The sequence below is a fragment of the Promicromonospora umidemergens genome, assembly GCF_024171995.1.
In the GTDB taxonomy this organism is placed as follows: domain Bacteria; phylum Actinomycetota; class Actinomycetes; order Actinomycetales; family Cellulomonadaceae; genus Promicromonospora; species Promicromonospora umidemergens.
The window spans coordinates 47013-63352 of the sequence record NZ_JAMTCT010000009.1 but is presented as its reverse complement, the minus strand read 5'-3'; the positions used below and the strand labels follow the sequence as shown (position 1 = coordinate 63352).

The 16340-nt window shown below is 71.2% G+C and carries 9 protein-coding genes; 3 read left to right on the top strand and 6 right to left on the bottom strand.

The window, feature by feature from the left end:
• Positions 1-9: 9 nt before the first annotated feature.
• A complete protein-coding gene (locus APR04_RS15610; RefSeq protein WP_253871737.1) occupies positions 10-4737 on the bottom strand; it encodes a galactose-binding domain-containing protein in 4728 nt (1575 codons plus the stop codon).
• 336 nt (positions 4738-5073) lie between these two features.
• On the opposite strand from APR04_RS15610, the gene APR04_RS15605 reads away from it, so the two are divergent.
• A complete protein-coding gene (locus APR04_RS15605) occupies positions 5074-8208 on the top strand; it encodes a family 43 glycosylhydrolase (protein WP_253871735.1) in 3135 nt (1044 codons plus the stop codon).
• An 84-nt stretch (positions 8209-8292) separates the two neighbouring features.
• Here the strand turns inward: APR04_RS15605 and APR04_RS15600 are convergent, their stop codons facing one another.
• From APR04_RS15600 to APR04_RS15585, 4 genes are all read right to left on the bottom strand, one after another.
• Complete coding sequence (locus APR04_RS15600) at positions 8293-10218, bottom strand: glycoside hydrolase family 127 protein (RefSeq protein ID WP_253871733.1); 1926 nt, start codon at positions 10216-10218, stop codon at positions 8293-8295.
• A gap of 49 nt (positions 10219-10267) precedes the next feature.
• Complete coding sequence (locus tag APR04_RS15595) at positions 10268-11155, bottom strand: carbohydrate ABC transporter permease (RefSeq protein WP_372496123.1); 888 nt, start codon at positions 11153-11155, stop codon at positions 10268-10270.
• Between the two features lie 7 nt (positions 11156-11162).
• Entirely contained in the window at positions 11163-12071 is a 909-nt protein-coding gene (locus APR04_RS15590) for a carbohydrate ABC transporter permease (RefSeq protein WP_253871729.1), read from the bottom strand.
• 122 nt (positions 12072-12193) lie between these two features.
• Positions 12194-13498 (bottom strand): ABC transporter substrate-binding protein, encoded by a 1305-nt coding sequence (locus tag APR04_RS15585; protein ID WP_253871727.1) that lies wholly within the window; start codon positions 13496-13498, stop codon positions 12194-12196.
• A 187-nt stretch (positions 13499-13685) separates the two neighbouring features.
• On the opposite strand from APR04_RS15585, the gene APR04_RS15580 reads away from it, so the two are divergent.
• Together APR04_RS15580 and APR04_RS15575 are read left to right on the top strand one after the other, a co-directional pair.
• Complete coding sequence (locus APR04_RS15580) at positions 13686-14708, top strand: LacI family DNA-binding transcriptional regulator (RefSeq protein WP_253871724.1); 1023 nt, start codon at positions 13686-13688, stop codon at positions 14706-14708.
• A gap of 253 nt (positions 14709-14961) precedes the next feature.
• Entirely contained in the window at positions 14962-15162 is a 201-nt protein-coding gene (locus APR04_RS15575) for a VOC family protein (protein ID WP_253871722.1), read from the top strand.
• Positions 15163-15209: 47 nt separating this feature from the next.
• Here APR04_RS15575 and APR04_RS15570 read toward each other — a convergent pair whose 3' ends face one another.
• Entirely contained in the window at positions 15210-15896 is a 687-nt protein-coding gene (locus APR04_RS15570; protein ID WP_308292358.1) for a PAS and ANTAR domain-containing protein, read from the bottom strand.
• Positions 15897-16340 lie beyond the last annotated feature (444 nt).

Genomic DNA, 16340 nt, shown 5'->3' with positions numbered 1-16340 from the left:
TCCCTTCCGTCAGCCGCACGTGAGTGCGGGGTAGTCGACGCTCGTCTCGGAGGTGCGGCCGGCGCCGTCGTCCGCCGTCACGGTCGCGGTCCCTGCGTCGACCGAACCGGCGCGGGCGGCGAACGACTGGTAGGCCGCCGCGCCGGGTTCGACGCCGGAGGCCTCCTTGGTGCCGAAGGCGGTGGCGAGCGTGACGTCGAGCGGGCCGTCCTCGTCGTTGACCGCCCGGACCGCTAGCGTCACCTTGCCGGCCAGGCACCGGGGTTCGGCGGTCGCGGTGACCGCCGGTCCCTCGGCGGGGTCGCCCAGCACGGTGAGCGTGAGCGTGGTCTGCGTGGTCCCCGCCTCGCTCACGTAGTCGGGCAGGACGAGCTGCCCGGTGATGACGTGCACGCCCGGCTCCTGGACCACCGACTCGTCGAAGTCCCACACGACGCCGATCGCCTGGTTGTCGCGCGACCCGTCGTTGTACGACACGGCCACCCGGGTGGGCAGGTCCGGCAGCTCGCCCACCTGGACCTCGCGCTCGAACTTCTCGGCGCCCTGGATGGCGATGCCGTCCTGCGCCGTCTCGGGTCGCACGTACACCCGCGCCTCGGCGAGCAGCCCGTACTCGGCGTTGGTGCCGTGGACCACGAACGGCTCGACGTTGGTCTCGGCGACCATCGCCGGCGTGATCTCCTGCCAGGTGAACGGCAGCGTCCCGCGGGTACCGCCCGAGTAGACGACGTCGAGCTGCGCGGGCAGCTCCGGGACGACGCCGGTGGTGGTCCGCAGGAGCACCGGGCTCGCCACCGAGTCGACCGTGTCGCCGTTGACGCGCCAGCGCAGGACGCCGGTCCCCGCGCCGCCGGTCTGCACACCCCAGATCCTGACCCGCAGCGCGCTCGCCTCCACGGGCTCGAAGGCGAGGTGGTTGTACTCGTTCCGGGCGAGCGCGTCGCCGTACGACTCCCCGTCCGCGAGCGTGACCGGGCTCCACGTCTCACCGTCGGTCGTGTACTCGACGGCGTAGGTGTCGGCGCGCGGGGTCCTGGTGCCGCCCGTGTCGTCGTACCAGAAGATGTCCGTCGAGCTGACCTGGACCGGCGCGCTCCACGCGTACTGGATCCAGGCGGCCTGCGCCTGGCTCGTGCCGTTCTGTGCCTGGCCCCAGGTGCCCCAGCCGTTGCCCGCGCCGGGGCTCGAGCTCGCCGGCGTCGACTCGGCGTTGACCCGCTGCGGGTTCTCCCACGGGGAGGCGCCGCTGGTCGTGATCGTGGCGAGCCGCCCGAACTCGGCGGTCGTCTCGCGTTCCGCGAGCGTCACCGTGACGTCCCTGGCGGTGGTGAGCTCTCCGTCCGTCGCGCGGAAGCGGAACACGTACTCGCCCGGGACGGTGCCGGTCACCCGGGTGGTGAGCGCGCCGTCGTCGGCGAAGATCACGCCGGCGCCGTCGGGCGCCGAGACGGTCTCCCAGCCGTAGGTGAGCTCGCCGTCGTCCGGGAGCCCGTCGTCGGTGGCGGTGGCCACGAGCTGCGTGGACAGGTTGCCGTCCGCGCTGTCGTCGAACGTCGCGCTGACCGACGGCGGGTCGTTCACCACCGGAGGCACCGGCCGGCCGGAGTCGAACGCCTGGATCTCGGAGATCGCCGTCCAGTGGCCGGACGCGTTCGTGAAGGCGACCCGGACGCGGTCCGTCGTGGTGGTCGGGAACAGCGCCTCGTTCAGCTTGGGCCCCGGGACCTTCGGTGCCTTGGCCTGCTCAGGGACGGCCGTCCAGCCCCCTTGGCCGTCCGGAACCTGGATCGAGTAGCGCTGCGGCTGCGCGTACCCGCCCTCCTGGCGGTCGCTGACGAACCAGACCTTGACATTGTCGACCGGCACCGGCTCGCCGAGGTCGAGCTCGACGTAGCCGGTGTCGCCGTCGGTCCCGTGGTTGCCCCAATAGGGCTCGTTCGCCGTCACGCCGTCGGTCACGGCGTCCAGCGACACGGGCCGTTCGGTGGCCGCGATCGCGCCCGGGGTGTGGTTCATCGAGCTGCCGGAGTAGCCGGGGGTGTGGAAGTTGCGCCACGGCGTCGGGCGGGCGCCGTCCTGGGTGGCGGACGAGCTGAACGTCGCGCCCTCGGCGAGGTTCGCCGACTCCTCGGTGAGGTCGATGCCCGCCGTCTTCAGGTACGACACGACGCGCTCGTCCTCGATCGGGGTGTCGACCGCCGTCGGCAGGTCGGTGCCCTGGTCGGCGACGACGACGGCGCCGATGCCCGCGTCGGCCTCGACCACCTCGTTGGCGGCCGGGTCGTACACGAAGGCGCCGATCTTCTCGGCGGACACCTTGCGCTCGCCGTCGACGAATAGCGAGTAGCCGGCGCCGAGACCGTAGTGCGTGCCGTCCGGGTCCCAGACGACCGACACGTCGTGACCGTGGTAGCGCAGGTTGTTCACCATGAAGTGCTCGTAGCCGAGGTCGATCGGGGAGAGCTCGAGTCTGTCGTCCGAGCGCGGCTGGAGGCCGCCCATGTCCTCGACGAAGATGTAGCTCATGTTGCCGAGCATCACGTGGTTGGGGTTGTTGCGGTTGTAGGTCTTCGTCTCCGCGTCCCAGCCCGAGTAGTACTCGGCCTGGTTGGCCACGCGCGCGTCACCGTTCGGATAGATGCTCCATGCCATCCAGTCGAGCAGCTTGGCCGCGTACTCCGGGGTGATGTACCGCTGCTCGGGGTCGTAGTGGCGCAGCGCCGAGCGCACGCCGCGGTACTGGACCGTGAAGTTGATGTTCGAGAAGTTGTTGGAACCACCGATGTCGAACTTCGCCCGGTCGTACTGGTTGGCCGTGTAGAACGGGAAGATCGGAAAGTTGTCGCCGTAGCGCAGGAACCGGAACCCGTCGACGTACTTCTCCCACTCGTCCTCCGGGATGAGGTTCTGCGCGTAGACGTCGTAGAGGTTCGACTCCTTGGCCGGGATCAGGTCCCGCTCCGCCTCGGGCAGCGGGTTCGCGCTGCCGCCCGACGACGCCGCCGACGTCGCCCCGTGCGAGGTGCCGGCGAGGAACATCTGGGTCTCCTCGCTCCAGAGGTTGTCGAGCACCGCCTGCTGGATGCGGTCCGCCTCTGCGGCCGTACCGGAGACCTTCGCGGGGTCCGCGCCGGCGATCTCGTAGAGCTTGCTTGCCGCGTCGAACGCGCCCCACACGTACGCCGACTCCGGCCGCTCGATCGTGCGCGCCCCGGGAGCGCCCGCGTTCGCCTTCGGGTAGCCGAAGGTGATCGCGTCCGAGTCGTTGCCCGGCATGTAGTTGGTGTCGTACGCGATCAGGCCGTCGTCGTTCCCGTCGTAGTGCTCGAGCTGGCCCACGCCGTCCTGCTCGAAGTAGTGGGCGAACCGCTCGGCGACGTCGGGGCCGCCGCCGTGCACGTTGTACGCCTCCAGCCCTGCCGTGCCGAGGTACTGGGAGTAGTGGTTGTTCCAGCTCGTGTGCCCGGGGCTGTCGAGCAGGGCGGACGACCCGGACAGCTCACCGACGTTCAGGACCTGGCCGTACGCGAGGTAGGGGTTACGGATCCACTTGGTGTCCTGCAGATGCATCGGCTGCGTGAGCACCACCGAGTTCTGGTACAGGTGCACGCCCTCGATGGTGGTCGGGTACTGGTACACGTAGCCGGGCTCGTTCGCGTCCAGGCTGTTGTACCGCTCGCCCCACCAGCGGTACACGATCGCCTTCTCGATGGCCGGGTCGGGCACGTCGATGTACGGGATGTCCGCCGCCCACCGCTCGTTGAACGCGGTCACGCCGGTCCGGAACGCGGCGCTGGGTTCCATCGCCGCGAGGTCGCGCAGCTGCGCCTCGCCGTCGGGCAGGGCGTCGGAGTAGAGGCCGCCGACCACCGACAGGTCGATCGACCCGCCCGCCGGGACCGTGACCTCGCGGTCGAGGGCGCTGCCGCTACGGGTGAAGCCATCGGCCTTCAGGCCGACGGTCACGGACGACCACGGCGTGTCGACCAGCCCGTTGTTGGCGCCGCTGGTCAGGGTGCGCGTGCCGGTCAGCTCGTCGTCGGCGTCGGCAGCCGACCGGGCGACCGGCGACTGGGCGCGGACGGTGAAGGTGACGTCGCTGCTGCCGGGATTGGTGAACGTGAGCGCCGACAGCGCGGTGTTGTCGTGGGTGATGAGCTTGCGCAGGTCCGCGGTCACCCCGGTCGAGCCGATCGAGTACCGGGCCTTGGCGTGGCTGGGCGCGTTGAACCTGGCGCCGCCCTCCTCGCTGACGGTCTGCCCCGGAACCGTGATCGTGTAGAGGTCACCAAGGTTGTTCGGCCCGCCGGCGAACGCGTTCCCCGCGAAGCCCATGGTGCTCCAGCTCGACCCGCCGCGCAGGTAGAGCGTGCGACCGCGGGTCTGCAGCACGGCGTTGCCCGCCGTCCCGCTCACGCCCAGGACGCGGTCGAGGTAGAAGTCGGTGCCGCCTGCGGCGACGTCGGCGTCGAAGATCGACTGGTACATGCTGTCAGCCGTGTACGGGACACCGGGGTCGAGCGCGGCCTCGACGGTATCGAGGTTGCGGTACACCGGGTCTCCGATGTCCAGGGAGTCCGTGAGCCCGTCGGTGTAGACGCCGACGTCGCCCTCGTTCCCCGGCAGGACCGGCGACGCCGCATGAGCGGCGGGCGGCAGCAGCGCCAGGCTCCCGCAGGCGACCAGCGCCGCCACCGCGGTGGCTGCGACCGCGCCCCTTCGTGTTCGTGCCGACATCACATGTCCTCTCCGTCGACGGCCAGGCAGTCGGACGGACGGCGCGCCGCTCGGGCGGAGGCTGCGCATCGCTGCGCTCCCCACCCCGGCTCGCGTTGGTGTCCGCCAGGTGGTTCCCGCCGGCTCGCTCGCCATCGAGGAGCCCGGCGCGGACCAGTGAAGCATCACCCGGCGGCTCCGGCAATGGTTTTCGGTGTTTTCGGTGCACGATCACCCGTGCGGCCCGTGCACACGCCGAAAACTACCGAAACCCATTGTTGGCGGCACCAGGCTGTGGCAGGGTCGGCGCGTCAGTGCGGCAGTGCCACGACGAAGTGCCACGACAGGAGAACACGCATGAGACAGATCCGAGCAGGAAGGCCGGCCACGGCAGGCGCCCTCGCGGCGGTCCTCGCCGCCGGGCTCGCCGTGACGGCCGTGCCGGCGACGGCGCAGACGACCGATCCGGTCGGCATCACCAGCACGCAGAACCCGATCCTGGCCGACGGGAGCTACTACTCGGCGGACCCGGCCCCGGTGGTCGTCCCGGCAGGTACGCCCGGCAACGAAACCGGCGCGGACCAGCTCTACGTCTACACGGGCCACGACGAGGCGGGACCCACGCGCAACGACTTCGTCATGAACGAGTGGGGCGCGTTCGTGACCTCGGACGTCGACGCCGGCGAGTGGACGCACCACCCGTCGCTGATGCGTCCGGAGGACGTCTTCTCGTGGGCGACGCCGGGGCGTGCCTACGCGGGCGAGGTCCAGCAGGGCGTCGACCGCCGGTACTACTGGTACGTCCCGGTGCACGAGGCGGCCAGCGGCGCGAGCGACAAGTTCGGCATCGGCGTGGCGGTGTCGGACTCTCCCACCGGGCCCTGGACCGACCACGCGGGCGGGCCGATCGTCTCCCAGCGGCTCCCGGCCCCCAACACGATCCACAACATCGACCCCACGGTGCTGGTGGACGGCGTGGGCGAAGCCCGCCGCGTGCACATGTACTGGGGCAGCTTCGGCAACCTGCGCCAGGTCGAGCTGGGGCAGGACATGAAGACCCCCGTCGGCGACGTCCGGCCTGTCACGGGCCTCACCGGGTTCTTCGAGGCGCCGTGGCTCTTCGAGCGCGACGACACCTACTACCTGGCGTACGCGGGCAACGACGCCGGTCCCACCAGCCGGTGCACGCCCGCGAACTACCACGCGTGCATCGCGTACGCGACGGCGCCGTCGGCCGAGGGCCCGTGGACCTACCGGGGCACCGTCCTCCCGCCGGTCTCGTCGACGACGAGCCATCCCGGCATCGTCGAGCTGAACGGCGAGTGGTGGATCGCCTATCACACGGCCGACGCCGAGGGCGGCAACCACTTCCGGCGCTCGGTGGCGATCGACCCGATCGAGTGGGACGACACCCAGGACCCGCCGCGGATGCTGCCGGTGACCACCACTCCGCCGAAGCAGCCCGACCGCACGCCCCGGGCGAACATCGCGCAGGAGGCACGCGTCACCGTCTCGAACGACCCGGTGCCGACGCAGTACTGGATCAAGGCGCTCAACGACGAGATCGTGCGCCCCAACCCGCTGCCGCCGGACATGTGGGGCACGTGGACCGGGAACAACCCGCCGCAGCAGTGGGTCCAGTACACCTGGGACCAGCCGGTCCGGGTGTCCGGGTCGCAGATCGAGTTCTGGAACGACCAGCCGAAGGGATCGGGCGTCGGGGTGGCGGCCCCGGACGCCTGGCGCCTCCAGTACTGGGACGCCGACGCGGACGCCTGGACGGACGTGCCGGGGGCCGACGGGTACCCGACCGGCACCTCCGGCTTCCAGCCGACGTCTTTCGACGCCGTGACCACCACCCAGCTCCGGGCGGTCTTCGACGCGTCGACCAACGGCTCCACCTACTCCGGCGTCGCCGTCGAGGAGTGGAAGGTCCTGGCCGAGCAGGCCGACGACGTGACGCCGGAGCGGATGACCGTCGAGGTGGGCGAGACGGAGCTGCCGGGCACCGTCACGGCGACCTACCCCGGCGGGCACACCCTCCGGGTACCTGCCTACTGGGACGCGCTCGCTGCCGAGGACGTGGCCGCACCGGGTGAGATCACCGTGGAGGGCTCGGTGCTCGGCCACGCCGCGGGCCGTGTGACCACCACCGTGACCGTCGTCGACCCGGCCGACACCGCGGGAGACGAGACGCCGCCGGAGGTGACCCTCACCCCGATCGGCAGCGCCGGGAGCGACGGGTGGTTCCGGTCCGCGGTACGCACCCGCGTCGCGGGCACCGACGACGGCGGTGGCCGGGTGGTCCTCACGACCTCGGTCGACGGCGGCGACCCTGTGGTCACCGATCCCGTCCGGTACACCGACGTCGACGTCGCGGGCGACGGCGAGCACACCGTCACGGCGGCGGCCGCCGACCGCGCCGGCAACGTGTCACCGCCGGCCGAGCTGGACGTCCGGATCGACGCGACGGCTCCGCGGAGCACGGCGGCCCTCGACGAGCGGGCCCGCACCGTCTCGGTGACCGCCACGGACGGCACCTCCGGCGTCGCGCTCATCGAGGTCGCGGTGGACGGCGGGGCGTTCGAACCGTACGAGGGGCCGGTGCCCGCCGGAAACACCGACCGCCACGACGTGCGCTACCGCGCCGCGGACCGGGCCGGCAACACGGAGCCCGCCCGGACGATCACGATCCCCGCCGACCTCAGCGGGCCACTCACCGGCAACGTCGCACCGCTGGCCACGCCGACGGCGTCGTACACGGCCGGCTGGAACTCGGTGCTGGCGCTCAACGACGAGCTGGACCCGGCGAGCCCGCCGCAGGCTCAGCTCTGGGGCACGTGGTCGGGCAGCAACCCGGCGACCCGGTGGGCCCAGTACTCCTGGCCCCGGCCGATCAGGCTGACCGCCGCGGAGATCAAGTTCTGGGCCGACCAGCCGCAGGGCACCGGCGCGGGCGTGGCCCGGCCCGACTCCTGGGAGCTGTCCTACTGGGACGAGACCGCGCAGGACTGGGCGCCGGTGGCCGACCCGTCGCCGGGCGGCACGAGTACGGACCAGCTCAACCGCATGACGTTCGAGCCGGTCACGACCTCACGCCTGCGGGCGACGATCCACGCGAACGGCGACGGGACGTCCTACTCGGCGGTCGCGGCGACCGAGTGGCGAGTGCTCGCCGACGATCCGGGTGCGGGCGGGCCCGCCGAGCCGGCGGTGACGGTCACCGCAGAGGCACGCTGCCTGGCAGGCAGCGCCACCCTGGCGGTCCGTGCGGTGAACGACCACGACAGCGCGGTGGACGTCCGGATCGGCACGCCGTACGGCACCCGCGAGGTCACGGCCGTCGCGCCAGGACAGGCCGCGTACCAGTCCTTCGCGACCCGCGCTGGGCAGGTCGAGGATGACAGCGTCACGGTCCGGGTCACCGGCGAGGTCGACGGCGACGCGGTGACCCGCGAGATCACGGCTCCCTACGTGGGGGTGAGCTGCTAACCCGATGTGATCGGTAAGACGTCAGGAGATCGGCAACTCGGGTTGCCGATCTCCTGACGTTTTACCGACCACCCGTGTCGGGGGTCAGAGCGCAGGTAGCCAGACGCGCATCGTTGCCGGGCCGCGGTTGGCCCAGTCGTGGTATGCGACGAGCGGCACGTCGCGCAGCTCGGGCCGGGGCCGCGGCGCCGCGTCGTCCGTCGCCGCGTAGGGCCATCCGCCGTCGCTCGCCCCGAGGATCCCGGCCCGGACGTACACCGTGCCGTCCACCTCCCACGGCGGGACCGAGGCATCCACCACGACGTCGTCCACGCCGTCGCCCTCGTCCAGGTCGACCGACTCGAGGCACAGCACCTGCGGGCCGCGCTGGACCGCCACGCAGCCACGGACCGCGTCGATGTGGGGGTCGGGCACGACGAACCGCGGGGCGGCGTCGAGATCCAGCGTCACGACGGCACCCGAACGCGGGCCGGGCACCTCGACGAAGCCGGGGCCCACCACGCGGTCGGACCCGTCGTCCACCCGTACCCGGGCCGACGGCGACCAGGACGGCACGCGCAGGGTGAGCGTCCAGTCGCCCGACGGCGCGTCCACGACGTGCACCTCGACGCGGCCGTCGTCCGGGTAGCCGGTCACGACGTCGAGCGCCACCTGCTCCCCCGACGGGAGCGTCGCCCGGATCTCGGCCGGCGCGTACTGGTGGAGCTGGACCCCGCCGTCGTCGACCGTCGCGACGTAGGCGGCAACGCTCGCGAACGTGCGCGCCACGTTGGGCGGGCAGCAGGCAACCTCGAACCACGGTGCGCGCAGCGACGCCTCGGCGCGCTTGCTCACCTCGTCCGTGGCCACGTGCTCGGCCGGGACCCGCTGGTGCAGCGTGTTGGCGTAGAAGAAGGACCGCCCGTCGTGGGCCGGGGAGGTCGCCACCACGTTGGTCAGCGCACGCTCGATCGCGTCGGCGTACTGGGCGCCGCCGCGCGCGAGCAGCAGCCGCCACGACACCATGACCGAGCCGACGCTCGCGCACGTCTCGGAGTACGCGCGGTCCGGGGGCAGCACCCAGTCGTCGCCGAACGCCTCGTCCTGGTGGTGCGACCCCTGCCCGCCGGTCAGATAGGTCCGGCGCGCCTGGGTGCGAGCCCACTGCCCGGCGACGGCGTCGAGCAGCTTCTCGTCCCCGGTCTCGACCGCCACGTCGACCGCGCCGGCGGCCAGGTAGTTGGCCCGCACGGCGTGCCCGTGGAACACCTCGGCGTCGCGCACCGGGACGTCGTCCTGGTAGTAGGAGCGGCCGAACTCGATGTCGGCCAGGACGCCGTGCCCGCGCCGGTCGAGGAACAGCGCCGCCTGGGCGAGGTAGCGCGGCTCGCCGAGGGCGCGCCCGAGCTCGGCAAGGCCCACCTCGACCTCCGCGTGACCGCAGATCCCCTGGTTGCCGTCCGGACCGAAGGTCGCGCACACGTGGTCGGCGCTGCGCCGCGCGACCTCGACCAGGAGGTCGCCGGGGCGCCCGGTGCGGGCCCGTGCGGCGGCCGCCTGGTAGAGGTGGCCCTGGCAGTAGAGCTCGTGCCCCCACTCCAGGTCGGTGTAGCGGGGCTCCTGCCCGGGCCTGCCGAACCTCGTGCCGAGGTAGCCGTCCGGCTCCTGGGCGGCGGCGACCCTGCGCACCATCGCGCCGAACCGGTGCTCCAGGTCGGCGTCGGGCCGTCGGCCCAGCTCCCAGGCCATGGCCTCGAGGAGCTTGTACACCTCCGAGTCGCTGAACTCCCGGCCGCGCCGGCCCGCCGCCGGCCCGCCGGCAGCCGCCAGGTCGAAGTTGCCGAGCCAGCCCTCCCGCTCGAGCCAGTGCTCGATGTGCGCGAGGGTGGCTGCGGCGTTCACCTCCTGGCGGCGGGCCCACGGGCCACCGGTGATGCGTACCTGGTCGAGGCCGAGTGGTTGGAGCCGCCCGGTCGAGGGCACGACTGGCGCGGGCGTGGCCGCGCCACGGTGTCCGGTCGGAAAGAGCATGCGGAGACCTCCGAGAGGGGTGGACGGACGAACTGGGGGTAACGGACGGTCAGCCCTTGAGCGCCCCGGACATGAAGCCGCGGACGTAGTGCCGCTGGAGCAGGAGGAACAGCACGACGCACGGCAGGGCCATCACGACGACGCCCGCCTCGGTGGCTCCGTAGTCCACGATGCCCATGACCTGCGCACGGAGGTTCGCCACGGCCAGCGGGAGCGGGATCTTGTCGGAGTCCGAGATGAGGATGAGCGGCGCGACGAAGTCGTTCCAGGCCGCGAGGAACGCGAACAGGCCGACCGTGATGACCCCTGGCTTGACCGCGGGCAGCAGCACGGTGCGCAGGGCGCGGAACGACGAGCAGCCGTCCACGAGCGCCGCCTCGTCGAGCTCCCGCGGGACGGCGTCGAAGGAGATCCGCATCATGAACGTCGCGAACGGGAGCTGGAACACCGTGAGCACGAGCGACAGGCCGACCAGCGTGTTCTGCAGGCCTACGGCGTTGAGCATCACGTACAGGGGGATGAGCAGGGTCGCGTACGGCACCATGAGGATGGCGAGCGTGAGCAGGAACAGCACGTCCCGGCCCGGGAACCGGAAGCGCGAGAACGCGTAGCCGCCAAGCACCGACGCCGTCAGCGTGAAGAGCACGGTCATGCCGGACACGAGCGTGGAGTTGAGCAGGTACTGGGGCAGCCCCGCCTGGTACTCCATCAGGGTGACGTAGTTGCCGAAGCCCCAGCCGTCGACCTGGCTGCTGCCGGGCTGCGGCGCCACCGACGCGACCCCGGCCCAGATCAGCGGGAAGACGAAGACGAGGGCGAGCGCTCCGGTGAGGACCCAGTACGGGGTCCGCAGAGCGATCCCGGCGAGGCGAGCCCGTGGGGCGACAGGGCGCCGGCGGGGCTGCGGGCGGGCGGAGGTCGGTGCGGGTGCGGTCATGGTCATGTCAGTCCTCCCGGCCGGTGCGCATGGCGCGCAGCTGGGCCACGTTCACGACGACGAGCACGACCAGGACGACGATCGACAGCGCGGCAGCGACGCCGAGGTCGTTCTGGCCCTGGAAGGCCACGTTGTAGATGAGCTGGACGACCGTGAGCGTGCTGTTGTCCGGCCCGCCCTTGGTCAGGATGTAGAACTGGTCGAAGGCCAGGAGCGAACCCGTGACGCACAGGACCGTGCAGAGGGCCAGCGACGGGCGCAGCAGCGGCAGCGTGACGCTCACGAAGGTCTGCCAGCGGTTCGCGCCGTCCATCCGAGCGGCTTCGAGGACCTCGTGCGGGATGCCCTGGAGCCCCACCATGAGCAGCAGCATGTAGAAGCCGGCGAACCGCCAGACCACGAGGAACACCGTGGACCACAGCGCGCTGTCCGGCGTCCCGAGGAAGGTCACCGGGCCGTCGGCGAGGCCGAGCGTCTGCAGGACCGGCGAGAGCGGGCCGACCTGTGGCGAGTACAGCGCGTAGAAGAGCAGCGAGGCGGACGCCAGCCCGAGCGCGCTGGGCACCAGGATCGACGTGCGCAGCACGGCGGTCCAGCGGCTCGACTCCTGCACGAGGAGCGCGAAGCCCAGGCCGAGGCCGATGAGCAGCACGGTGGCGATCACCGTGTACTTCACGGTGAAGACCACCGAGTCCCAGAAGTACCGGTGCCCGACGGCGTCCAGGTAGTTCTGTGGTGCGTTGACCCCCTGGTTCCCGGACAGCAACGGCCAGTCGGAGAGCGACATCTGGCCGACGAGCAGGACGGGGATGACAAAGAGGCCGATCACGAGCACCGCGGTCGGCGCGGCGTAGGCCCAGCCGTGCAGCGCCCGGCGCCGCGCTACGGCGGCGAGGGCGGGTCTGGTGGTTCTCACGGGTCTGACGGACGGGCGGACTGAAAGGTTCGCGGGCACGGGGTGGCTCCTCGTTCACTTCGGTACGTGGTCCCGCCGGCCTCTCCGGCGGCGGGACCACGCAGACGGACGTCTGCGGGCGGCTACTGCGCCAGCACCGCGGTGATCTCCTCGTTGTCCGTCTCCACGGCGCCGCCCTCGCCGAACACCTCGTTGCGGACCATGGTCACCCACGGGCTGCCAGGAGCGTTGAACGCCTGCTGGAAGTTGATCGCGAGGGGCGTGCGGCCCTCCGACGCGATCTCGTTGACCGCCAGGACCCGTGGGTCCTTGGCGGAGTACTCGTTCTCGGCCAGGTCGCCCCGCGAGACGACGTCGCCGTTCTTCGCGAGCACCTCGACCTGCGCCTCCTCCGACATGAGCCAGGACATGAAGTTCCACGCCTGGTCGGCCTGCTCCGAGTCCTTGGAGATGCCGATGCCGTCGCCGCCCACGAAGGTGGACGCCCCGCCGTCGGGCCCAGGGATGGGGGCGACACCCACCTCACCGAGCGCCTCGTCCGCCGTGGCGAGCATGGTGGCGGGGAACGGCATCACGCCGACCTCGCCCTCGAGGAACGGACCGGTCCACGTCGCGCCGGTCTCCTCCTTCGACCCCTCGCCCACCGCGCCGGACTGCACGAGGTCCTGCCAGACGCCGTACACCTCCTGCGCGGCGTCGCCGGCGAGCAGCGACTCGGTGCCCTCGGCGTTCATCACGTCCTCTCCCCCGGCCCAGACCTGGGGGAACCACGTGAAGACGAGGCAGCCGCCGCAGTTTCCGCCGAAGTAGGTGCCGGACACGTCGCCGCCGAGCCCGTCGACCGCCTTGGCGTGGTCGCTGAACTCGGCCAGCGTCGTCGGACCCTGCTCGGGGTCCAGGCCGGCCTGTTCGTAGAGGTCCTTGTTGTAGAACATGACCGACACGTCGAGGACGAACGGCAGCACGTGCTGCCGGCCGTCCAGCGTGCCTCCCTCGAGGTGGCCCTTGTTGATCTGGTCGGCGTGGTCCAGCTCGCCGACGGCGTCGGTCACGTCGGCGAAGAGGCCCTGCTGCACCCAGTTGGGCACGTACACGATGTCGGCGGCGAAGAGGTCCGGCAGGCTGTCGCTGCCCGCTGCTGCGCCCACCTTCGCCACGTAGTCGTCGTTCGGAACGACGGTGAGCTCGACCTGGTTCTCGTGCGACGCGTTGTACGCCTCGACGAGCAGGTTCGCCTGCTGCTCCAGCGGTGCACGGGTCCAGAGCGTGAGCTCCGTGCCGTCGTCGACGCCCTCGGCGGTGACCTCCGCCTCCTGCGTACCGCCGTTCGCGTCCGACGCGCTGCAGGCGGCGAGCGCCGTGCTCGCCAGCCCTGCTGCGAGGAAGGAGGCAACGAGCCTCGCGCTCGCCCTGCGGTGGGTAGCCATCATCAGTCTCCTTGACTTCGTCGTCAGTCGGCCGGTTGGTGAGCGGTGGCGCTCCATTGCCGAAACCGCCCGAAAAGGCTTTCTGTGACAGTAGACTGGGCGCCACACCACGTCAAGGACGAACAGCCGTCACGATTGTGTTACACCTTTTCGGTAAGGTTCGGCATCGACTTTCCAGGAGGAAGCCATGGCTTCGGCCGAGACCCCGCGCACCGCCACCCTGACCGACGTCGCCCGCCTCGCGGGGGTCTCGATCGCCACCGCCTCCAAGGCCATCAACGGTCGCGCCCAGGTCCGCGCCGAGACCCGCACCCGGGTGCTGGAAGCCGCGGAGCAGCTCTCGTTCGCTCCGAACGCGGTGGCGCGCGGACTGCTCCAGGGCCGGACCGGCACCGTCGGCCTGCTCACGTCCGACCTGGAAGGCCGCTTCTCGATCCCCGTGCTGATGGGCGCGGAGGACGCTTTCGGCGCCGGCCAGGTCTCCGTGTTCCTGTGCGATGCCCGTGGCGACGCGATCCGGGAGCAGCACCACATCCGCGCTCTGCTGTCCCGCCGGGTCGAGGGGCTGATCGTCGTCGGGTCCCGGACCGATCCTCGGCCACCACTGACGGGTGACCTCCCCGTGCCCGTCGTCTACGCGTACGCGCCCTCCGAGAACCCGGCCGACATCTCCATCACCGCCAACAACGTCGAGGCGGGCGGCCTCGCGATCGACCACCTGCTGGCCTGCGGCCGCCGTCGGATCGCGCACGTCACGGGCGACGCTTCCTACCAGGCCGCCCAGGACCGCTCCAGCGGGGCGCAGCAGGCCATGCGGGACGCCGGCCTGGAGCTCGTGGGAGGGCGCACGTTCTTCGGGTCGTGGAGCGAGGGCTGGGGCCGCGGGGTGGCCAGCATGATCCTCGACCAGTACCCGGACGTGGACGGCTTCTTCTGCGGCAGCGACCAGATCGCCAGGGGTGTCCTGGACTCTCTGCGCGAGTCGGGGCGGGACGTCCCGCGTGACATCTCGGTCATCGGGTTCGACAACTGGGCGGTACTGACGACGAACACCCGGCCGCAGCTCACCAGCGTCGACATGAACCTGGAGCAGGTGGGCCGGATCGCCGCGCGACGCCTGTTCGAGGCGATCGAGGGGCGTGCGGCGTCCGGCATCGAGGAGCTGCCCTGCCGGATCGTGACGCGGGAGTCGTCGATCCCGGTTCCTTGATACACCTCGGAGCGACTCACGAGATCCGCCGCCGGCGCGAGCCGCGGGCTGTCCTGCCAGGCGATGTGCCCGGCGTGCAAGGTCGCGGGTCAGCTGACGACGGCCACCAACAGCTGGTCGAGCACACGGTGGGCCGCGTCCCGCGCGGCCAAGCTCTCCGGCCGTTGAGCCACCCACGTTCGAGCTCGCGCTGCTCGCCCACGACCACACCACGGTCCCGCACGGCTACCGTGCGCTACCGCTAGGTGTGGTCGTGAACCTCAAGGTCGACGACGTCGATGAGGTCCACGCCCGCCTGACAGGCCGCACCGGCCTCGAGACGCTCCTGCCGCTCCGGGACGAGGAATTCGGGCAGCGGCACTTCATCGTCGCCGCACCCGACGGCGTGCTGCTCGACGTGATCCAGCCGATCCCACCCACGCCCGACCACGCGGACGCGTACACCGGCCGCTGAGCATCGGCCGGGCAGCCCCCACGCTGCCGCACCGCCGGAACCGTTGGTCAGATGTCGTTCGGCAGGACCGGGTCGGCCAGGAACTTGTCGATCGCCTCAGTTGTCGGGAACTCCGTGACGTCCGGTCCGGAGAACAGGTTCACCAGCGAGTACGCGATGTCCCGGACGGCCACGTTGGTCTGGTTGGAGGCCTCCCGCAAGAGGTCGAACGCCGCTTCCTCGGCCAGACCGTAGATGACCATGAGCACGCCCTTGGCCTGCTCGATATCGGCCCGCCGCTCCGCCGATGCCTGGATCGACGCCGTCGCCTCACGCGCCGCCGCCTCACGATGTGACTCGGTGACGTCGATGAAGTACCCGAACAGCTCGGTCACCCGGCCCGTCGTGGGATCACGCCGCCCTTGACCGGTCACGGCCAGCGTGCGGGTCCTGCCTGCGGCATCCACGATGCGGTGCACCGAGCTGAACGGCTGCCCTGTCTCGGCCGCACGTCGCAGGACACCGTCGACCCGGGCCCGGTCGTCGGGGTGCTTGTGCGCGAGCATGAGAGGCGTCGTCGGCACGATGTCACCCGGCTCGAAGCCGTGCATCACGTAGACCTCGTCCGACCAGGCCCACTCGCCTGTCGCCAGGTCGAGCCGGTACCGCCCGACCGGCTGCCTGGCACCTCCGGCGAGCGCCTTCTCAATATCGTTGTCCATCGGCGGCTGGCCGGGGCCGGGTTTGGTGTTCACGGGGGTCCTCTGGGGGCTGAGTCGTACGGCCGATGCCCCTACTGACGGGGGCACAGGACCAGGTGGTGGTCAGAATAGCCTGACGTGGCCGTCCGGATCGCCTGCCGACCAAGTCGCACCGCGCTTTCCCCAGGTACGGCACGGGACACGACAAAGGCCGCCGACCTGGCCAGATACCAGGTCAGCGGCCTCCACCGAGGATCAGCCGGACTTGCGGCGGAACATCTTCTGTTCCGCAGGAAGCCGCCGTTGTCACTCGCGAGGCGCGTTTCGAATCCGTGCTGTCGGCCGAGTTGGACGGCCAGAACGGCTAAATTCCGCCGTTCCCGGACTGGAAGACCCAGAGTGCCACGCCGACGCGACAGTGGGCAACCGTAAGCGTCGATGGGTGCTGCAAGTGTGTCATTCCGCGTGTCAGGCGGGCACGGAGGCGGGCAACTGTGT

Excerpts from the sequence above, each read along its gene's own strand:
- APR04_RS15610 (WP_253871737.1), bottom strand. The coding sequence starts at position 4,737 with ATGTCGGCACGAACACGAAGGGGCGCGGTCGCAGCCACCGCGGTGGCG.
- APR04_RS15605 (WP_253871735.1), top strand. The coding sequence starts at position 5,074 with ATGAGACAGATCCGAGCAGGAAGGCCGGCCACGGCAGGCGCCCTCGCG.
- APR04_RS15600 (WP_253871733.1), bottom strand. The coding sequence starts at position 10,218 with ATGCTCTTTCCGACCGGACACCGTGGCGCGGCCACGCCCGCGCCAGTC.
- APR04_RS15595 (WP_372496123.1), bottom strand. The coding sequence starts at position 11,155 with ATGACCGCACCCGCACCGACCTCCGCCCGCCCGCAGCCCCGCCGGCGC.
- APR04_RS15585 (WP_253871727.1), bottom strand. The coding sequence starts at position 13,498 with ATGGCTACCCACCGCAGGGCGAGCGCGAGGCTCGTTGCCTCCTTCCTC.
- APR04_RS15580 (WP_253871724.1), top strand. The coding sequence starts at position 13,686 with ATGGCTTCGGCCGAGACCCCGCGCACCGCCACCCTGACCGACGTCGCC.